The sequence below is a fragment of the Streptomyces sp. NPDC088553 genome (assembly GCF_044752965.1).
Taxonomy (GTDB): Bacteria; Actinomycetota; Actinomycetes; order Streptomycetales; family Streptomycetaceae; genus Streptomyces.
In genome coordinates, this window is record NZ_JBIVMG010000006.1 from 76,172 (window position 1) to 92,559 (window position 16,388).

The window sequence follows — 16,388 nt, forward strand, 5'->3', positions numbered from 1 at the left end:
ACATCACGATGGACGTCATTCTCCGCGCTGAGGGCGTGGATCTCTTCTACGGCACCGAGCAAGCCGTCAGCGGTGCTGATTTCACGCTCAGACGCGGCGAGGTGGCCGCCATCATGGGCAGTAGCGGGTCGGGTAAGTCGTCGCTGCTGTATTGCCTCGCGGGGGTTCTGCCACCGACCACCGGCACCGTGACCTTCGATGGTGTTCAGCTCTCCACCCTCCCTGATGGAGAGTTGAGCGCCCTACGTCGAACGCGCCTCGGGTTCGTCTTCCAGTACGGGGAGCTCCTGCCGGAGCTGACCGTGGAAGAGAACGCGGCGCTCCCCCTTCGGCTCGCCGGCATCAGTAAGACGCATGCGCATGCGGTGGCCGCCCAGGTACTGGGGCGGCTCGGGATGGGTGATCTGTTACGGCGCAGGACCTCGAAACTGTCGGGAGGCCAGAGTCAGCGTGTAGCGGTCGCCCGGGCCCTGGTCCACCGACCTGACGTGGTGTTCGCGGACGAGCCGACCGGGGCACTCGACAGCGCCAACGCGACTACCGTGCTGGATGAGTTCCTTTACTTGGCACGGAGACAGAAGACGGCCGTGATCATCGTGACGCACGATGCCGAGGTGGCCGCGAGGGCCGACACGCGGTACACGATGTCGGACGGTGTCCTGGCTCAGCGGGTGGCTGTGTGAACGCGTTCGTCCTCGGGATGCGTCTTCTGTGGGGAAGCGGGCGTCGGGGGCGGGTTCGCTTCCTCTTGATGGCACTCGGCTCGGCGCTCGGGGTGGCTTGCCTTGCCGCCGTCCTGGCCATTCCGTCGATCCTCATGGCCCATGACGCTCGCACGGCAGCCCGTGAGCCGCGTCCAGGCACCAGCAATGTCTTGTTCCAGGAATTCAGGGATCCGTATGGGTCACAGCCTCTCCATCGAGTCTTCGTTGCACAGACCAGCCCCGGGCCTACGCCAGTGCCGCCGGGCATCGAGAAACTTCCCGGCGCCGGTGAGGCGATCGTTTCTCCGAAACTCAGCGAGATCCTCGCTTCCCGCCCACGCATGGCAAGTCTTGTTCCCGGCCGAGTCACCGGAACCATCGCGCCGCAGGGGCTGGGTGCCAGCGACGACCTGTACGCATACATCGGCACTACTCCGGCCGAGCTGACCGAGGCAGAAGAGCTCGGTGCCTTCGGCACTGGCCGAACCTGGCGGGAGATCGTCGACCCGTCGACTCTCACCATCCTGCGGTTCACCCTCGGGTGCATCGTGCTGCTCCCACTCGTCATCTTCCTTTCCGTCTGCGCCCGACTCTCTGGAGAATCGCGTTCCCGGCGGCTTGCCGCCCTCCGGCTCGTCGGGCTCAGCATGAAGGACACCCTGCGGGTCAATGCCGGGGAGAGCGTCGCAGCCGCATCGGTCGGGGCCGTGATCGGGGTCGCGGGGTATCTCGGGGTGAACGAGGTCATGGCTCGGGTCGGACTGCCAGGCTTGCACTGGTATCCCGCAGATGGCCGGCCCTCCGGGACGACCCTTGCCATGTGTCTGCTGGGATGCCCGGCGCTCGCATGGTTCGTAGGGCAGTTCAGCGCACGGCGGGCTGCCATGTCCCCCATCAGTGTGCGACGAACCGGGGACCGCAAGCCTCCGAGGAAGTTCGGAACGCTGCTTCTGGTGCCAGGACTGGGCATCATCGGTGGGTACTGCGTGCTGAGCATCGCTGGGCGGGACCCTTCCGGGGGATCAGCCAGTTCTCTGCTGGTGCCCGGTGCCGTTTTGTTGACCGGTGCCGGGCTCGTCTTCGGGCTGGGGCCCATCACAGCGTGGCTGGCGCGACGACTGGCCGGGGCGGCGAAGTCGCTCCCGGTGGCCTTGGCGATGCGACGGACCGAGGTCGACCCCGGGTCCTCGTTGAGGGTGGTCACCGGGCTCGTGCTGCTGGTCTTCGGCGCCTCGCTGGCGCAGGGGGTACTTGTCGAAATCGACCAGGTCAGTCGGCGGACAGCTCCTCTGCAGGAATACAAGATCAGCCTGGACAAACTCACGCCCCCTCAGCGGGAGGCACTCGCGAACGTGCCGGGTGTACGGACACAGGTGGTCTCGTACAGCTCTTGGGATCCCATGGACGACGGTGATGTCTCCCACGCAGAGTTGGTAGTCGCCACCTGCGCGGAGCTCGCCTCGTCCACAGAGCGCTCTACAGGCTGCGTTGAAGGCAAGATCATGCAACTGCGCAATGACCACTCGCCTTTGGAGTACGACCCGAAGGCGGGAGAGCGCTACCCCTTTACCTTGCAGGACGGCCGAAAGGCCACATTCACCGTTCCCCGGGAAACGGTGAACGTACGACCCTGGGATGTATCCGTATTCGCTTCAGGCGCCCTGCTCGTACCTCCTGCTCTCGTCCCGGCCCCCCTCGCCGATTCCGCCGGCACCCTCACCCTCATCAGCGACTCCGACCCCGCCACCGTCCGCTCCGTTCTCGACGGCATCGGGGCCGTCGCTCCCACCTCCCCCGTCGAGCCCGTCGGGATCGTCATCGACTCGCTCGCTCAGCTCACCGTCATTCGCAGTCTGCTTGCCGTCGGGATGGTGCTCGGGCTTGTCATCGGGGTGGCCGCGTTCGTCGTGTCCGTGGCCGATCGGGCCATGGAGCGGCGGGGGCAGGTGACCGCGCTCGCGCTTCTGGGGGCTCGGGCCGGGACGTTGCGGGGGGTGCAGGTCATGCAGGTGTTGTTGCCGCTTGTCGTGGGGCTGGGGGGTGCCGTCGTCGCCGGGTGGCTCGCCGAGTCCAGTTATCTGATCACCGGGGGTGGTGCCGTGCACTGGGACTGGCAGGGGTTGCCCCTGCTGTTCGCCTGCGCCCTGGGCGTGCTGCTCGTCGCCGCGCTCGCCTCCGTGCCCATGGTGCGGCGGCACATCGACCCCGAGCACATCCGGCGCGATTGATCTTGCGGCTCCGATGAGTTTTCGGTGGAGTGGGGGTCCTACTTGTAGTTCCTACTGGTCGTACTCACTCACCTACCCTGGAGACTCCCGTGGCCGAGAACGTCGTCAAAGGACCCGCCAGTTACTTCCCCTCCATCGAGAAGAAGTACGGCCGGCCCATCTCCGAGTGGCAGGACCTCATCCGTTCCTCGCCGCTCACCAAGCACATGGAGCTCGTCTCCTGGCTGAAGGCCGAGCACGGTATCGGCCACGGGCACGCCAACGCGCTCGTGGCCCACACCCTCGCCGAGGGGAAGTAGCCCCCGGGCTCACGCCGCCAGTTCGTGGGCCGTGCGGGCGTTCACCCTCGCCGTCAGCGCCACCGTCGCCAGCGCCGCGGCGGTGCCCGCCACCAGGGCCGTCCACCACAGCACCGACGGGCCCAGCGTCGTGTACGCGGCCACCCCCAGCGTGAGCGCCGCGAAGCGCGCAAGCCCCCACGTCCAGCTGAAGGCACCCTGGTAGCGGCCCCGTGCGTGTGCCGGGGCCAGGTTGGCGACCACGCCCGCGGCGATGCCCGCCACCACCACCTCGCCCAGGGACCAGACGACGACCGACACCGTGAAGCCCGCCACGCTGTCCGCAAGCCCGGTCAGCGCCACCCCTCCCGCGATCAGCGTGCCGCCCGCGCCCTGCACCGCCAGCTGCGGGAACCTCGACAGCCTCGCCGTCGCGAACGGCTGCAGCGCCACCACCAGGATCGCGTTGACCGCCGCCATCGCCCCGTACACCGCCGGCGACAGGCCGCTGTCGTGGACCGCCAGCGGCAGGGCCACCTCTGTCAGCGAGTACACGAAGAGCTGCACTCCGAAGAGGGGCAGCAGGAGCAGGGCCAGGCGGTCTCGGAGCACCACCCCGTAGCCGATGCCGTCCTTCTTCTCCTCGGACGTCTCCCGGGACGTCTCCCCCTTCGGGTCCTTCAGCCGCACCGCCACCACCAGCGCGTACGCCAGCATCGAGCCCGCGTCCACCACGAACAGCAGCCAGTAGCCCCGCGCCGCCAGGTAGCCGCCGAGGACTCCCGCCACCGCCGTGCCGATGTTCACTCCCCAGCCGAACAGGGCGTACGCGCGCCGGCGCCGCTCGCTGTCCACGGCGTCCGCGAGGAGCGCGTACGCCGCCGGCGAGACCGTGCTGCCCGCCGCGCTGATCAGCAGCGCCGCCGCCGCCATCGTCCACACGCCGGGAGCCAGGAACAGCGCGCCCTGCGCCGCCGACGCTCCGATCAGGCCGATCAGCATCGTCGGGCGGCGCCCGATCCGGTCGGCCAGGATGCCGCCCACGGCCGGGCCCAGGAGGTTGCCCGTGCCCAGGGCTCCCAGGACGTACGAGGTCTCCGCGCCCGTCACCCCGCGCGCGGCCAGGAAGAAGACCAGGAACGGCGTCACGAGGTAGCCGAGCCTGTTGACGATCGTTCCCGCGAAGATCGTCCATACGACGGATGGCAGTCCTCGGAAGGAGGACGGGATGAGGGACGACGCAGTGAGAGTGGGCATGCGTCGAGGCTGCCCCCGTCCCACCTCCGCCTCCATTGATTAAGCTCTGGCCGAATCCAATCATCGAAGCCGATGGTCGAACCTCATCGCCGAAGCCGAGGGTCGGACCCCATCGTCGAAGCCGATGATCGGACCCCCTCGTCGAAGCCAGTCAGCTCTTCCCAGCCGCGCTTGTGGACCCTAGGACGTGGACCCCTTGGAATCCGGGCTCAGTTTCTCCGCCGCCGACCTCGCCCAGACCCGTTTCGCCGTCTCCCCCATGTGGGAGGTCGTCACCAGCTACCGCGTCCTCGTCGGCCGGCCCGACTCCGGTCCCCATCGGCGCTGGGTCGCCCAGGTCCGGCCCCGGATCACGCGGGCCGGGCTCGATCGCGGGTGGCTCGCCGCGCTCGTACCCGCCCACGGCTACCTCGCCGACTTCCTCAACCCCACCCCCGCCGGGCCCTTCCCCACCCTCGACACCGAGCTCGACGCCGTTCTCCGCACGCCCGTCGAGCAGGTCCGGGACGATCTCCGCACCTTGGCGGGAGGTGAGCCGCTCGACCGGCTCCGGCTGTTGCACGACGACCCTCCCGCCGTGCTCCGCAAGGTCGTCGACGAGATCGAGGCCTACTGGGAGCTCGCCCTCGCCCCCTACTGGGCCCGCATCCAGCACGTCCTGGAGGCCGACGTCTTCCATCGGGCCCGGCAGGTCGCCGAGCACGGTTCGGCGCGGGTGCTGAGCGAGCTCCACGAGACCGTACGGTGGGACGACGGCACCCTGCGGCTCGTACGGCGGCACTGCGCGCTCAGCCGCGACCAGACCGGATCCGGGCTGCTGCTCGTCCCCTCCGTGTTCGCCTGGCCCCGGGTCCTCACCCGGTCCGTCCATCCCGATCCCCCTCAACTCGCCTACCCGGCCAGGGGCTTCGGTGCCGTCTGGGAGCCTCGTACCACCGATGCCACCGAGGCCGTCGCCGCCGTTCTCGGGCGCTCCCGCACCCTGCTCCTCACCGAGCTCGACACCCCCGCGTCGACCACCCAACTCGCCGCCAACTGCGGGCTTTCCGCCGCCGGCGTCTCCCAGCACCTCATCGCCCTGCGCAACGCCGGCCTCGTCACCGCCCATCGCAGCGGGCGCTCCGTCCTGTACGCCCGCACCGCCGTCGCCGATCAGCTCCTCAACCCGTAAGGGATCATGGAGGGATGACACCTTCCTCCAGTTCCTCCTGGTCAGAGCGGTTCGTGATCCGTGACGGCGTACGGCTCTCGTGTCGCGACTGGGGCGACCGGGGTGGTTCCGGGGGCGACGTTCTTCTTCTCCACGGACTCGCCGGGCACGCCGGCGAGTGGGACGACACGGCCCGGCTGCTCCGGGACTCCGGCCATCGGGTCGTCGCCCTCGACCAGCGCGGGCACGGCGGCAGCGATCGGAACCCGTCGGACGGCGACGTCTCGCGGGCCGCGTACGTCGCCGACGTCATCGCCGTCATCGAGCAACTCGGGCTCGATCGGCCCGTGTTGATCGGACAGTCGTTGGGCGGGAGCACCGCGCTCCTCACCGCCGCAGCCCGCCCCGGCCTGCCGCGCGCCCTCGTCCTCGTCGAGGCCGGGCCCGACGGGGCGAACCCAGGCGTCCAGGAGCAGATCGGCGGCTGGCTGCGGGCCTGGCCGGTGCCGTTCCCCTCGCGGGCGGCGGCCGTCGCGTACCTCGGCGGCGGCACGGACTCCGTGGGCGAGGGCTGGGCGCGCGGCCTCGAGGAGCGGGCCGACGGGCTGTGGCCGCGCTTCGACCCCGAGGTCATGGTCCGGTCCCTCGACGAGATCGCCACCCGCGCCTTCTGGGACGAGTGGTCCGCCATCACCTGCCCCACCCTCGCGGTCCTCGGCCAGGGCGAACACGGCGGGATCATCGGCGGCGAGGAGTACGCGGAGATGGCCCGCCGCCGGCCCGCGCTGCACGGCACCAGCCTGCCCGGCACCGGCCACGACGTGCACCTGGAGCGGCCCGGGGTCCTCCACCGGCTGATCGTCGACTTCCTCGCGGACGGCGACGGTGGCGGTGGCCGTGGCGGCTCGTTCCGTCCGGCGGACGGGCCCGGGACGGACTGACGCGGCTCGGGGCGGCCCCCGTCGGTCACGGTCGCCCCTCCGTCCGGCCCCCGTCGGTCACGGTCGCCCCTCCATCCGGCCCCCGTCGATCACAGCCGCCCCTCCATCCGGCCCCCGTCGATCCCCGTCACCCCTCCGCGGCCCAGACGCCGACCGACCACAGGCCCTTGCCCTGGAGTGCACTCGAATTCCTAGAGTGCGCGCATGCGCTATCGGGTACTCGGCGGGACCGGGTTCGAAGTAAGTACGTACTGCCTCGGCACCATGATGTTCGGGGCCGTCGGCAATCCTGACCACGCGGATTCCGTACGTGTCATCCATGCCGCCCTCGACCAGGGCATCAACTTCGTGGACACAGCCGACATGTACTCCTCCGGCGAGTCCGAGGAGATCGTCGGCAAGGCGCTGCGCGACTCCAGCCGGCGGGACGCGACCGTCCTCGCCACCAAGGTGTACTTCCCCGTAGGCGGCGAGGGCCCCAACCGGGGTGGTCTCTCCCGGCGTTGGATCACCCGGGCCGTCGAGAACAGCCTCAAGCGGCTCGGCACCGACTGGATCGACCTCTACCAGGTCCACCGGCCCGACCACCGCACGGACATCGAGGAGACCCTCGACGTCCTCGGCGACCTCGTCGGCCAGGGCAAGATCCGGGCGTTCGGCTGCTCCACCTTCCCCGCCGAGGAGATCGTCGAGGCCCACGCCGTCGCCGAACGGCGCGGTCTGCGCCGCTTCCGCTCCGAGCAGCCGCCGTACTCGCTGCTCGCGCGGGGCGTCGAGGCCTCCGTCCTGCCCGTCGCCCAGCGGTACGGGATGGGCGTCCTGACCTGGGCTCCGCTCGCCTCCGGCTTCCTCACCGGCAAGTACCGCAAGGGGCAGCCGATCGACCTCACCAGCGGGCGCGCCGCGCTCACCCCGCACCGCTTCGACCCGGCGCTCCCGGGCAACGCCGCGAAGCTCGACGCCGTCGAGGAGTTCATCACCCTCGCCGACGAGATCGGCTGCTCCCTGCCCGAGCTCGCGCTCGCCTTCGCCGCCTCGCACCCGGCCGTGACCTCCGTCATCATCGGGCCGCGGACGATGGAGCAGCTGGAGGGGCTGCTGAAGGGCGCGCCCGTCGTTCTCACGGACGAGGTCCTGGACCGGATCGACGCGATCGTGCCGCCGGGCACGAACCTCTACCGCGCGGACGGCGCGTGGCAGCCGCCGTTCCTCACCCAGCCGGCGCTGCGGCGGCGGCCGTTGGAGGAGCGGGCGGCCGGGTAGGGCCATCTGGTCCCGTTGTGACGGCTGATCCTGTTACGCGCCTGCCGGTGCGGCCGGGGTGGCTGTGGCGCCCGGGCCCGTCATCCCGGTGTGGACCGACGGATTTCCTCGTTCCTGTCCGTCTCTGACGCCATGCTTGGCCGCATGGGTGAGACGAGGACGAGGACGATCGGCGCCGCCGAGCGCAGGGCGCGGCTCGGGGTGCGGCATCGGCTGGCCGGCAGTGCGCGGGCCGGGTCGGCGGAGGAGGTCGCGGGGTCGCTCGTCGCCCTGCACGGGACCGATCCGGCGAGTGTGTTCCTCGCCGTGGGGGCGCGGCTGGCCGGGAAGGCCGGGCCCGTGGCGGACGTCGAGCGGGCGCTGTACGAGGAGCGGTCGCTGGTTCGGATGCACGGCATGCGGCACACGGTCTTCGTCTTCCCCGCCGCGCTCGCGCCCGCCGTCCAGGCCTCGACGACCGACCCGGCCGCCGTCCGCGAACGCACCACGCTGATCCGGCACTTGGCGGCCGGCAGCGACTTCGACGCGGCGTGGCTGGCGGAGGCGGAGCAGCTCGTCCTCGCCGAGCTGGCCGTACGGGGCGAGGCGAGCGGGGCCGAACTCGGCAGGGCCGTACCGGCGTTGCGATCGACGTACCTGTACGGGAAGGGCACGCGGCAGGAGGGTGTCCAGTCCGTCGCGAGCCGGGTGCTGCGGGTGCTCGGCATGGAGGGGCGAATCGTGCGTGGCCGGCCTCTGGGCACGTGGACGTCCAGCCAGTTCCGCTGGGCGCGTCCCGGCGATCCCCGTTCCGGGATGCCCCCCGGGCTGTCTTCCGGGCTTCCTTCCGCGCTTCCGACCGCGCTCGATCCGGCCACGGCGCGCGCCGAGCTGATCCGGCGGTGGCTCCGGGCCTGCGGGCCCGCCACCGAGGCGGATCTGAAGTGGTGGACGGGGTGGAAGGTGACGGATGTGCGCGGGGCGCTCGCCGCCGTCGGGGCGGTTCCGGTGACCCTCGACGAGGGGACCGGTTTCGTCCTGCCGGACGACCTCGACCCCGTGACGGAGCGGGCGGCGGAGCCCGAGCCGTGGGCGGCGCTGCTGCCCGCGCTCGATCCGACGGCCATGGGCTGGCAGGCGCGCGACTGGTACCTGGACCCGGAGCACCGGGCAGCGTTGTACGACCGCAGCGGGAACATCGGGCCGACGGTGTGGTGGGACGGCCGGATCGTCGGCGGGTGGGCCCAGCGCCCGGACGGCGAGATCGCGCACCGGCTCCTGACGGACGTGGGCGCGGCGGCCGGGCGGGCGATCGGCGCGGAGGCGGAGCGGCTGGCGGGGTGGATCGGGGACGTACGGGTGACGCCCCGGTTCCGTACGCCGCTGGAGCGGGAGTTGAGCGCCTGATCCCCGTACCCGCCCCCTCGCTCACTTGCGCAGGTAGAGGCCCGGGACGCCCAGTTCCGAGAGTCCGTCCAGGACCAGGTCCACGCCGACGGCCGCGAGCAGCAGGCCGAGCAGGCGGCCGAGCAGCTCGATCGTGGCGTGGTGGGTGCGGCGCAGGACGCGGGCGAGCAGCAGGACGCAGACCAGGTCGAGCGCGATGACGGACACGTACGCGCCGACGACGGTCGAGCGCCAGCTGAAGGAGTCGCGGGCGGCCGCCTCGATGAGCACGGCGGTCATGGCGAGCGGGCTCACCACGTACGGCATGAGCAGCTCGCGCACGCCGCTGACCATGTCGGGGGCGTCCTGGTGGGTGGTGTTGGAGCCGAGGTGGAGACCGAGGACGAGCCCGACGGCGTAGATGAAGAAGATGACGCCGCCCGCGAGCTGCAGTGCCGGGGTGCTGATGTGGAAGACGTTCAGCAGCCACGGGGCCGTGATGCCCATGACCAGGCCGACGAGGACGGCCGCGCCGGAGGAGATGAGGGCGATGGTCCGCATCTGGCTCACGGGGTGGACCTGCGCGAGGCCGGCGAAGGCGAGGAGGACCTTCGGGGGGCCGACGACGGAGAAGAAGGTGATGAAGGCGGCGGAGTAGCTGAAGGCGTTCACATCGGAATCATGGTGCGGGCGGGTGATTTCTCCGGTTTTTCCGGCCGGTGCCCGCGCGGTGTCGAGAACCGGTCCTCCGCTCCGACTGTCCTGCGAGAGGCGGTACGCCCGGAAGAGCCGGGAACGATGAGCGAGGAGGACGTCATGAAGTACCTGGTGATGGTGGAGGGCGCGCAGGCGGACTACGAGGCCATGGTGGGCCGCCCCAGCGAGGACAGCCCCGCCTGGAACAAGTCCGACCTCAAGGCGATGTTCGAGCACATGAACGCCATCAACGAGGAGCTGGCGGCCAACGGCGAGATGATCGACGCCCAGGGCCTCGCCGCCCCCTCCACGACCCGGTTCGTGACGGTGGACGGCGACGGGAAGCCGGTCGTGACCGACGGCCCGTACGCGGAGACGAAGGAGGTCATCGCCGGCTACTGGCTCCTCGACTGCGCCTCCCTGGAACGCGTCACGGAGATCGCCGCCCAGGTGGCCCGTTGCCCGCAGCCGCCCGGCGCCCCGGCCTACCCGGTGGTCATCCGCCCGGTCGACGAGACGGGCCCGACCCAGGACTGACGGCGCGGGGCCAGGTACTCGCACCCGGCACCGTCCGTGCCGGGTGCGAGGATCGGCCGCGTGGATATCGGATCCCTCGTTCTTCGACAGTTCACCGCTCCGGAGGACGTCTCTCCGGAGCTGCGGAACGACCTCCTCGACTGCTGGATCGAGGTGACCAACGCGGGTGGGGCGGCCGGTTTCCCCTTCCCGCCGATCGACGCGCAGCTGGCCGGCCCCGCGGTCGACTTCCTCGTCGCGGGCCTCGCCCCCGCGTCGAGCCGTCTTCTGGTCGCGTCGATCGACGACGCCCTCGTCGGATGGCTCAACGTCCGCCGCGACGACTTCCGGCTCGTCGCGCACTGGGGGACGCTCCATCACGTCCAGACCCGGACGGGTCTGCGGGGACACGGCATCGGGGCCGCCCTCATGCGTCGCGTACGGGAGATCGCCCGCGACGAGATGGGACTTGAGCAGCTCCGTCTCGCCGCGCGCGGCGGCGCCGGCCTGGAGACGTTCTACGGGCGGCTCGGGTGGCGGGAGGTCGGGCGCTGGCCCGGGGCGCTGCGGCTGGCGCCCGGGGACGACCGGGACGAGATCCTGATGATCCTGGCCCCGCTCTGAACCCGTGCCTGGTCTGATCCCGCGCGGAATCCGCTCCGGCATCGGTCGGCCCGTCAGTGCATGCCGTGTGGGCCGCCCGTCAGTGCATGCCGTGCGGGCCGCCCGTCATGTGGGGGCGGCCCCTCGGGATGAGGAGGGGGGACGCCAGGGCCGCGGTCGCCGCCGTGGCGGTGCAGAGGGTGTACGCGGCTGTCAGGCCGGCCGGGGTGGGGGTCGGGGTGGTCGTGGTGGTCAGGGCGAGGGTGGAGACGAGCGCGACGCCGATGGAGCCGCCCAGTTCGTGGAAGGTGTTCACGATGCCGGAGGCGAGGCCCGCCTCGTGCGGGGCGATCAGGCCCAGGGCCGTCGTCGTCGCCGTGACGAAGACCGCCCCGAGGCCCAGCGACGCCGTCGCGAGGGACGGGAGGAGCGTGGTCCACGGGCCGGACGCGGGGTCGGCGAAGGCCAGCGGGAGGCAGCCGAGGGCCGCGACCGTCAGGCCTCCCGTCGCGCACACGCGCGGGCCGGCCGTGCTCACCAGGCGGGAGCCCAGATGGGCGCCGACCGCCGTGGTGAGTGCCACCGGGAGGAACAGCAGGCCGGTGCGGAGGGCGTCGAGGTGGTGGACGTGCTGGAGGTGCATCGAGCCGAGGAAGAAGAACGAGATCAGCAGCGCCGTCGCGACCAGCATGAGGAGTGAGCCCACGACGACCGGTCGCCGGGTGAGCATCCGCAGGTCCATCAGCGGGACGCGGGTCTTCCGCTCGGTCGCCGCGAAGGCTGCGTAGAGCGCGAGCGCGCCCAGGAGGGGCAGCAGCGTCGCCGCCGACGTCCAGCCGGAGTCGCCCGCCGCGACCAGGCCGTAGACGAGTGCGCCGGTCGCCGTCGTGACGAGGAGGGCGCCCGGGACGTCCAGGCCGCCGCCGCGCTTCGCGGGCCTCGCCATCGCCGGTACGAACCTCGGCAGGGCCACCAGGACCGCGAGGCCCATGGGGACGTTGACGTAGAAGATCCACGGCCAGCCCGGGCCCGAGGTGAGGGCGCCGCCGAGCAGGACGCCCACCGCCGATCCCGTACCGCCGACGGCCGCCCAGACGCCCAGCGCCTTCGGCCGCTCCGGGCCGTGGAACACCGTCGTGACCAGGGCGAGTGCCGCCGGGGAGAGCAGTGCGGCGCCGATGCCCTGGGCGATGCGGCCGCCGAGCAGGACGCCGGCGTTCGGCGCGAGGCCGCAGGCCAGGGACGCGGCGGTGAAGAGGGCGAGGCCGGTGAGGAGCACCCGGCGGGCGCCGAGGGCGTCGGAGAGCCGTCCGCCGAGGAGCATCAGCCCGCCGAAGCAGAGGGTGTACGCGGTGACGACCCAGGTCAGGGCGGTGCGCCCGAGGTCGAGGTCGGTGGCGAGCGCGGGCAGCGCGACGTTCACCACGGTCACGTCGAGGACCAGCATGAACTGGGCCGCGCAGATCAGGGCGAGGGCCTTCCAGCGGCGCGGGTCGGGGCTCGGGTGGTCGTGGGCCCGGTCGTGACCACGCGCCTGGTCGTGGGCAGGGGAGGGTACGGCGGATTCGGTGGGCATAACTGAACTGTACGGCACAGTACAGTTGAACTCAAGAGTACAGTTTCCTGGGTAGGGTGAGGCCATGGACGCCCTGCCCGCACCGGACGCCGAACCCGCGCCGGCCGCCAAGCCCGCCCCCACCGGCCCCCGCGCCGCCCGCAAGCGGCAGGCGATCGTCCGGGCCGCCCGCGACCTCTTCCTCCGCGAGGGCTTCGGCGTCGGCATGGACGCCATCGCCGCCGAGGCCGGCGTCTCCAAGGTGACCGTCTACAACCACTTCGGCAGCAAAGAAGCCCTCTTCACCGCCGTCGTCGCGGGCGGCCTCGACGAGCCGCTCAGGGAAAGCGGACAGGGAGGACAGGCGGGACCGGGAGGACAGGCGGGACCGGGAGGACAGGGCGGGCCGGGCGGGCGGAGCGGCGAGCCTCGGAGCGACGCGCCCGATCTCGCGCGGCTCATCGACGCCGACGGGCCCGACGCGCTCAAGGCCGCCCTCACCGACGCCGGCCGCGCCTGGGGCCGGGCCCTGCGCGCCGACACCGAGGGGCGTGCCCTGCGCACCCTCGTCGCCACCGAGGTCCACCGCTTCCCCGAGCTGGGCCGCGCCTGGCGCGCACACGGCCCGGCCGGCCACCACCCCGCCGTCACGAACGCCCTGCGCGCCCTCGCGGACCGGGGCCTCCTCGACATCCCCGACCTGGAGGTCGCCGTCCTCCAGCTCTACTCGCTGCTGGTCTTCCCGCAGATGGTGTTCGAGCAGCACGGGACGGAGCTCGGCGAGGAGCTGGGCGAGCGTCTCGTCGTCGACGGAGTCGAGATGTTCCTCCGGCGGTACGCGCCCGCCACGGCGCCCACCCCCGTGCCCGGACCCGCCGCCGCGCCCTCGTCCACGCCCGCAAGCTGACGCAGGTGTCATCCTTGGTCTTCGACGGAGCCCCGCGCGGGGAGTAAATTACCCCCTGGGGTATCTATGAGGAGTAGCTGTGGAACTGGATCTCGCTGGTGCGGAGCTGAAGTCGGTACTGAACCGGCTCCGCCGGGCTCAGGGCCAGATCTCCGGCGTGATCCGGATGATCGAGGAAGGCCGCGATTGCGAGGAGGTCGTGACCCAGCTGGCCGCCGCCTCCCGGGCCCTCGACCGGGCCGGGTTCGCGATCATCGCGACCGGCCTCCAGCAGTGCCTGACCGACGTCGAGGACGCCCGCCGGAACGGTGAGGACCGCGACGCGATGCGCGCCCGGCTGGAGAAGCTGTTCCTGTCGCTGGCGTGACCACCGCCCTTCGAGACGCGGACGTACCCCCGGGGGATCTCCCCCGGGGGTACGTCTTTTGCGGCGCCAGCCGGCGTGGTCAGTCGGTCGCGAGCCCCTTCAGGCGCTTCGCGATCGTCGTCAGACGGCGGCCCTGGTAGCGGGCGGCCTGGAGGACGTTCTCCTCCGGGGCGCCGTTCGCGCCCGGGTGGGCGGTGCCGTACGGGTTGCCGCCGGCCGCGTAGACCGCCGGGTCCGTGAAGCCGGGGGAGACGATGACCGAGCCCCAGTGGTGGAAGGTGTTGTAGAGCGCGAGCAGCGTCGACTCGTTGCCGCCGTGCAGGTTGTGGGCGCTGGTGAAGGCGGTCGCGGGCTTGTCCGCCATGACGCCCTGCTGCCAGAGGCCGCCCGTGGTGTCGATGTACTGCTTCAGCTGCGCGGCCACGTTGCCGAAACGGGTCGGGGAGCCGAGCGCGTACGCGTCCGCCCACTCCAGGTCGTCGAGGGTGGCGACCTCCACGTCACCGGTGGCGTCCACGTGGGCGCGCCATGCCGGGTTCGAGTCGATGGCGGCGGCCGGGGCGAGCTCGGGCACCCGGCGCAGCCGTACCTCGGCGCCGGCCTTCTCCGCGCCCTCGGCGACGGCCTGGGCGAGCTGGTGGACGGCACCCGTGGCCGAGTAGTAGATGACGGCGACCTTCACGGACATGGCGATCTCCTCCGGCAGAAGCGGATCAGTTTCCGTTTCAATGTCAGGAGCCTAATCGGATTGCTATCCGCTTTGCAAGGGGAACAGGTATGCTCACATCGAGGGCTACCGGAACGGGGAGACGGGGCGCGAAGAGAGAAACAGCGCGACACAGCGCGCAACAGGGCGCACGGGCGGCGCACCAGGAACAGGAGTCGGCAGATGAGCACCGAGATCCCGCGGGCCGGAGGCACGGCGGCGCCCCTGCTCGGCCTCCTCCCCACCGTCGGAACCCCCGGACCCGAGCGCGCCGACGCCGCCCGCAACCGGCGCAAGATCCTCGACGCCGCCGCCCGGATCGTCAGCGAGGACGGCCCCGAGGCCGTCACCATGAACCAGGTCGCGCACGCCAGCGGCATAGGCGTCGGCACGGTCTACCGCCGCTTCGGCGACGTCTCCCAGCTCCTGTGGGCGCTCCTCGACGAACGCGAGCGCCAGTTCCAGGAGGCGTACATGAGCGGCCCGCCGCCGCTCGGTCCCGGTGCCCCGGCCGACGCCAGGCTCGACGCCTTCCTCGACGCGCTCGTCGACCGGGTCGGCGAGCAGCGCGAGATCCTGCTCGCCGCGCACTCCGCCGCCCCCCGCGCCCGCTATCACAGCGGCGCGTACCGCGTGATGCACACGCATGTGGCCCTGCTCATCGGGCGGCTGCGGCCCGGCTCCGACAGCACGCTCCTCGCGCACATGCTGCTCGCGCCGTTCTCACCGGACGTCATGCACCATCTGGCGGTCGAGCAGGAACTGTCGGCGGACCGCCTCAAGGCGGGGGTACGGGAGCTGCTCCGGCTGCGGGCCTGAGCCCCGGACCGGTGACCGGGGGCCGGCTGCCCCGAACCGGTGGCCGCGGGCCTGCCCTGGACCGGGGGTCTGGAGCCCTGGACCGGTGGCCGCGGGCCTGATCCCCGAACCGGCGACCGCGGGCCTGCCCTGAACCGGTGACCGGGGGCCTGGAGCCCCGGACCAGTGGCCTCGGTCAGCTCCCGCCCAGCGCCGCCAGACCGTCCAGCACCCGCTCCAGACCGAAGCGGTACGCGTGTTCCGCGTCGTACAGGCCGTCGTACGCGACCGCCGCCGCCTCCCCCACCCGGCTCGCCAGCGGGAACCGCGACTCGTCCAACGCCCGCGCCAACAGCGGCTCGTGGGCGTCCCACCACTCCCCGTCCGACATCGCGCTCTCCCGCTCCACGGCCCGCGCGTCCAGCTCCGCCCGGGCGCCGGACTGGACGAAGCCGAGGACGTACGTCAGCGCCGAGTCCCTGGCCACGTCGTCGAGACCCAGGCCCTCGAAGGCGCCGAGCTCGTACTCGTACTTGGTCATCACGCCGGGGCCCAACGGGGCGCGCACGATGCGCAGTTCGACCAGCCACGGGTGACCCAGATGCAGGGCCCGGTTCGCGTCCGCGACCGCCGTGACGCGGGACCGCCAGGACTCCTCCGGACGGAACGGCGGCCGGTCCATGCGCAGGAAGACGGCGTCCAGCATGAGGTCGAGGAGCTCGGCCTTGCCGGGGACGTACGTGTAGAGCGTCATCGGGGTCACCCCGAGGTGCTGGGCCACCGCGCGCATGGTCAACGCGTCGAGCCCGCCGGCGTCCGCGAGGGCGAGGGCCGCGTCGACGACCGCGTCGACCGTGAGGCCCTGCCTCGGGCCGCGCCGCCCCGCCGGGGCGGCCGAGCCGTCGCGCCACAGCAGCTCCAGGGTGCGCGCCGGGTCGCCCGCGCCGCTGCTGCTCTTCCCCTTCGCTGCCGCCATGTCGCTTCCGTCCTTCATCGCGTTCTTCGCGTTCTGCGTTCTTCGCGTTCCCGCGTTTTTCGCGTTCTCGCAGGTCAG

General features: G+C 71.8%; 17 protein-coding genes. 12 read left to right on the forward strand and 5 right to left on the reverse strand.

Features of this window, described 5'->3' with window-relative positions:
- The first annotated feature begins 8 nt into the window (after positions 1-8).
- The 3 genes from ACIP8Z_RS20895 (at position 9) to ACIP8Z_RS20905 (ending at position 3,231) form a co-directional block, all read left to right on the forward strand.
- Positions 9-683 carry an ABC transporter ATP-binding protein gene (locus tag ACIP8Z_RS20895; protein ID WP_402085465.1) on the forward strand — a complete coding sequence of 225 codons (675 nt, stop codon included), beginning with the start codon at positions 9-11 and terminating at the stop codon, positions 681-683.
- On the forward strand, positions 680-2,932 hold the full coding sequence (locus ACIP8Z_RS20900) for an FtsX-like permease family protein (RefSeq protein ID WP_402085468.1): 2,253 nt from the start codon (positions 680-682) through the stop codon (positions 2,930-2,932). Before ACIP8Z_RS20895 ends, ACIP8Z_RS20900 begins: the two co-directional genes overlap by 4 nt.
- Before the next feature lie 89 nt (positions 2,933-3,021).
- Positions 3,022-3,231: a DUF4287 domain-containing protein gene (locus ACIP8Z_RS20905; protein WP_402085470.1), complete on the forward strand. Its 210-nt coding sequence runs from the start codon at positions 3,022-3,024 to the stop codon at positions 3,229-3,231.
- 9 nt (positions 3,232-3,240) lie between these two features.
- Here the strand turns inward: ACIP8Z_RS20905 and ACIP8Z_RS20910 are convergent, their stop codons facing one another.
- On the reverse strand, positions 3,241-4,467 hold the full coding sequence (locus tag ACIP8Z_RS20910) for an MFS transporter (protein WP_402085473.1): 1,227 nt from the start codon (positions 4,465-4,467) through the stop codon (positions 3,241-3,243).
- 187 nt (positions 4,468-4,654) lie between these two features.
- On the opposite strand from ACIP8Z_RS20910, the gene ACIP8Z_RS20915 reads away from it, so the two are divergent.
- From ACIP8Z_RS20915 to ACIP8Z_RS20930, 4 genes are all read left to right on the forward strand, one after another.
- Positions 4,655-5,638, forward strand: a complete 984-nt coding sequence (locus tag ACIP8Z_RS20915; RefSeq protein ID WP_402085475.1) for a DUF5937 family protein — start codon at positions 4,655-4,657, stop codon at positions 5,636-5,638.
- Positions 5,639-5,652: 14 nt separating this feature from the next.
- Complete coding sequence (locus ACIP8Z_RS20920; RefSeq protein WP_402085478.1) at positions 5,653-6,558, forward strand: alpha/beta fold hydrolase; 906 nt, start codon at positions 5,653-5,655, stop codon at positions 6,556-6,558.
- Positions 6,559-6,762: 204 nt separating this feature from the next.
- Positions 6,763-7,821 (forward strand): aldo/keto reductase, encoded by a 1,059-nt coding sequence (locus ACIP8Z_RS20925; RefSeq protein WP_402085480.1) that lies wholly within the window; start codon positions 6,763-6,765, stop codon positions 7,819-7,821.
- Positions 7,822-7,965: 144 nt separating this feature from the next.
- Complete coding sequence (locus tag ACIP8Z_RS20930) at positions 7,966-9,207, forward strand: winged helix DNA-binding domain-containing protein (RefSeq protein ID WP_402085482.1); 1,242 nt, start codon at positions 7,966-7,968, stop codon at positions 9,205-9,207.
- Between the two features lie 21 nt (positions 9,208-9,228).
- On the opposite strand, the gene ACIP8Z_RS20935 is transcribed toward ACIP8Z_RS20930, so the two are convergent.
- Positions 9,229-9,858 carry a MarC family protein gene (locus tag ACIP8Z_RS20935; protein ID WP_402085485.1) on the reverse strand — a complete coding sequence of 210 codons (630 nt, stop codon included), beginning with the start codon at positions 9,856-9,858 and terminating at the stop codon, positions 9,229-9,231.
- 144 nt (positions 9,859-10,002) lie between these two features.
- Here ACIP8Z_RS20935 and ACIP8Z_RS20940 point away from each other — a divergent pair, with 144 nt between their 5' ends.
- Both ACIP8Z_RS20940 and ACIP8Z_RS20945 read left to right on the forward strand, forming a co-directional pair.
- Entirely contained in the window at positions 10,003-10,419 is a 417-nt protein-coding gene (locus tag ACIP8Z_RS20940; protein ID WP_402086498.1) for a YciI family protein, read from the forward strand.
- A gap of 60 nt (positions 10,420-10,479) precedes the next feature.
- The gene (locus tag ACIP8Z_RS20945; RefSeq protein ID WP_402085487.1) at positions 10,480-11,022 is read left to right on the forward strand and encodes a GNAT family N-acetyltransferase; all 543 of its coding nucleotides are present in this window, start codon (positions 10,480-10,482) and stop codon (positions 11,020-11,022) included.
- Positions 11,023-11,101: 79 nt separating this feature from the next.
- On the opposite strand, the gene ACIP8Z_RS20950 is transcribed toward ACIP8Z_RS20945, so the two are convergent.
- Positions 11,102-12,577 (reverse strand): MFS transporter, encoded by a 1,476-nt coding sequence (locus ACIP8Z_RS20950; RefSeq protein ID WP_402085490.1) that lies wholly within the window; start codon positions 12,575-12,577, stop codon positions 11,102-11,104.
- A gap of 64 nt (positions 12,578-12,641) precedes the next feature.
- On the opposite strand from ACIP8Z_RS20950, the gene ACIP8Z_RS20955 reads away from it, so the two are divergent.
- Positions 12,642-13,463, forward strand: a complete 822-nt coding sequence (locus tag ACIP8Z_RS20955) for a TetR/AcrR family transcriptional regulator (RefSeq protein ID WP_402085493.1) — start codon at positions 12,642-12,644, stop codon at positions 13,461-13,463.
- A 79-nt stretch (positions 13,464-13,542) separates the two neighbouring features.
- Complete coding sequence (locus ACIP8Z_RS20960) at positions 13,543-13,830, forward strand: metal-sensitive transcriptional regulator (RefSeq protein WP_030318196.1); 288 nt, start codon at positions 13,543-13,545, stop codon at positions 13,828-13,830.
- A 79-nt stretch (positions 13,831-13,909) separates the two neighbouring features.
- Here ACIP8Z_RS20960 and wrbA read toward each other — a convergent pair whose 3' ends face one another.
- Positions 13,910-14,518: an NAD(P)H:quinone oxidoreductase gene (wrbA, locus tag ACIP8Z_RS20965; RefSeq protein WP_319315000.1), complete on the reverse strand. Its 609-nt coding sequence runs from the start codon at positions 14,516-14,518 to the stop codon at positions 13,910-13,912.
- Between the two features lie 201 nt (positions 14,519-14,719).
- Between wrbA and ACIP8Z_RS20970 the strand changes: the two genes are divergently transcribed.
- Complete coding sequence (locus ACIP8Z_RS20970; RefSeq protein WP_402085495.1) at positions 14,720-15,355, forward strand: TetR/AcrR family transcriptional regulator; 636 nt, start codon at positions 14,720-14,722, stop codon at positions 15,353-15,355.
- A 175-nt stretch (positions 15,356-15,530) separates the two neighbouring features.
- On the opposite strand, the gene ACIP8Z_RS20975 is transcribed toward ACIP8Z_RS20970, so the two are convergent.
- The gene (locus tag ACIP8Z_RS20975) at positions 15,531-16,310 is read right to left on the reverse strand and encodes a TetR/AcrR family transcriptional regulator C-terminal domain-containing protein (protein WP_402085497.1); all 780 of its coding nucleotides are present in this window, start codon (positions 16,308-16,310) and stop codon (positions 15,531-15,533) included.
- Positions 16,311-16,388 lie beyond the last annotated feature (78 nt).

Bases quoted from the DNA above. Each gene is read 5' to 3' on its own strand.
- ACIP8Z_RS20895 (WP_402085465.1), top strand. From the start codon at position 9: ATGGACGTCATTCTCCGCGCTGAGGGCGTGGATCTCTTCTACGGCACC.
- ACIP8Z_RS20910 (WP_402085473.1), bottom strand. From the start codon at position 4,467: ATGCCCACTCTCACTGCGTCGTCCCTCATCCCGTCCTCCTTCCGAGGA.
- ACIP8Z_RS20920 (WP_402085478.1), top strand. From the start codon at position 5,653: ATGACACCTTCCTCCAGTTCCTCCTGGTCAGAGCGGTTCGTGATCCGT.
- ACIP8Z_RS20925 (WP_402085480.1), top strand. From the start codon at position 6,763: ATGCGCTATCGGGTACTCGGCGGGACCGGGTTCGAAGTAAGTACGTAC.
- ACIP8Z_RS20930 (WP_402085482.1), top strand. From the start codon at position 7,966: ATGGGTGAGACGAGGACGAGGACGATCGGCGCCGCCGAGCGCAGGGCG.
- ACIP8Z_RS20940 (WP_402086498.1), top strand. From the start codon at position 10,003: ATGAAGTACCTGGTGATGGTGGAGGGCGCGCAGGCGGACTACGAGGCC.
- ACIP8Z_RS20950 (WP_402085490.1), bottom strand. From the start codon at position 12,577: ATGCCCACCGAATCCGCCGTACCCTCCCCTGCCCACGACCAGGCGCGT.
- ACIP8Z_RS20955 (WP_402085493.1), top strand. From the start codon at position 12,642: ATGGACGCCCTGCCCGCACCGGACGCCGAACCCGCGCCGGCCGCCAAG.
- wrbA (WP_319315000.1), bottom strand. From the start codon at position 14,518: ATGTCCGTGAAGGTCGCCGTCATCTACTACTCGGCCACGGGTGCCGTC.
- ACIP8Z_RS20970 (WP_402085495.1), top strand. From the start codon at position 14,720: ATGAGCACCGAGATCCCGCGGGCCGGAGGCACGGCGGCGCCCCTGCTC.
- ACIP8Z_RS20975 (WP_402085497.1), bottom strand. From the start codon at position 16,310: ATGGCGGCAGCGAAGGGGAAGAGCAGCAGCGGCGCGGGCGACCCGGCG.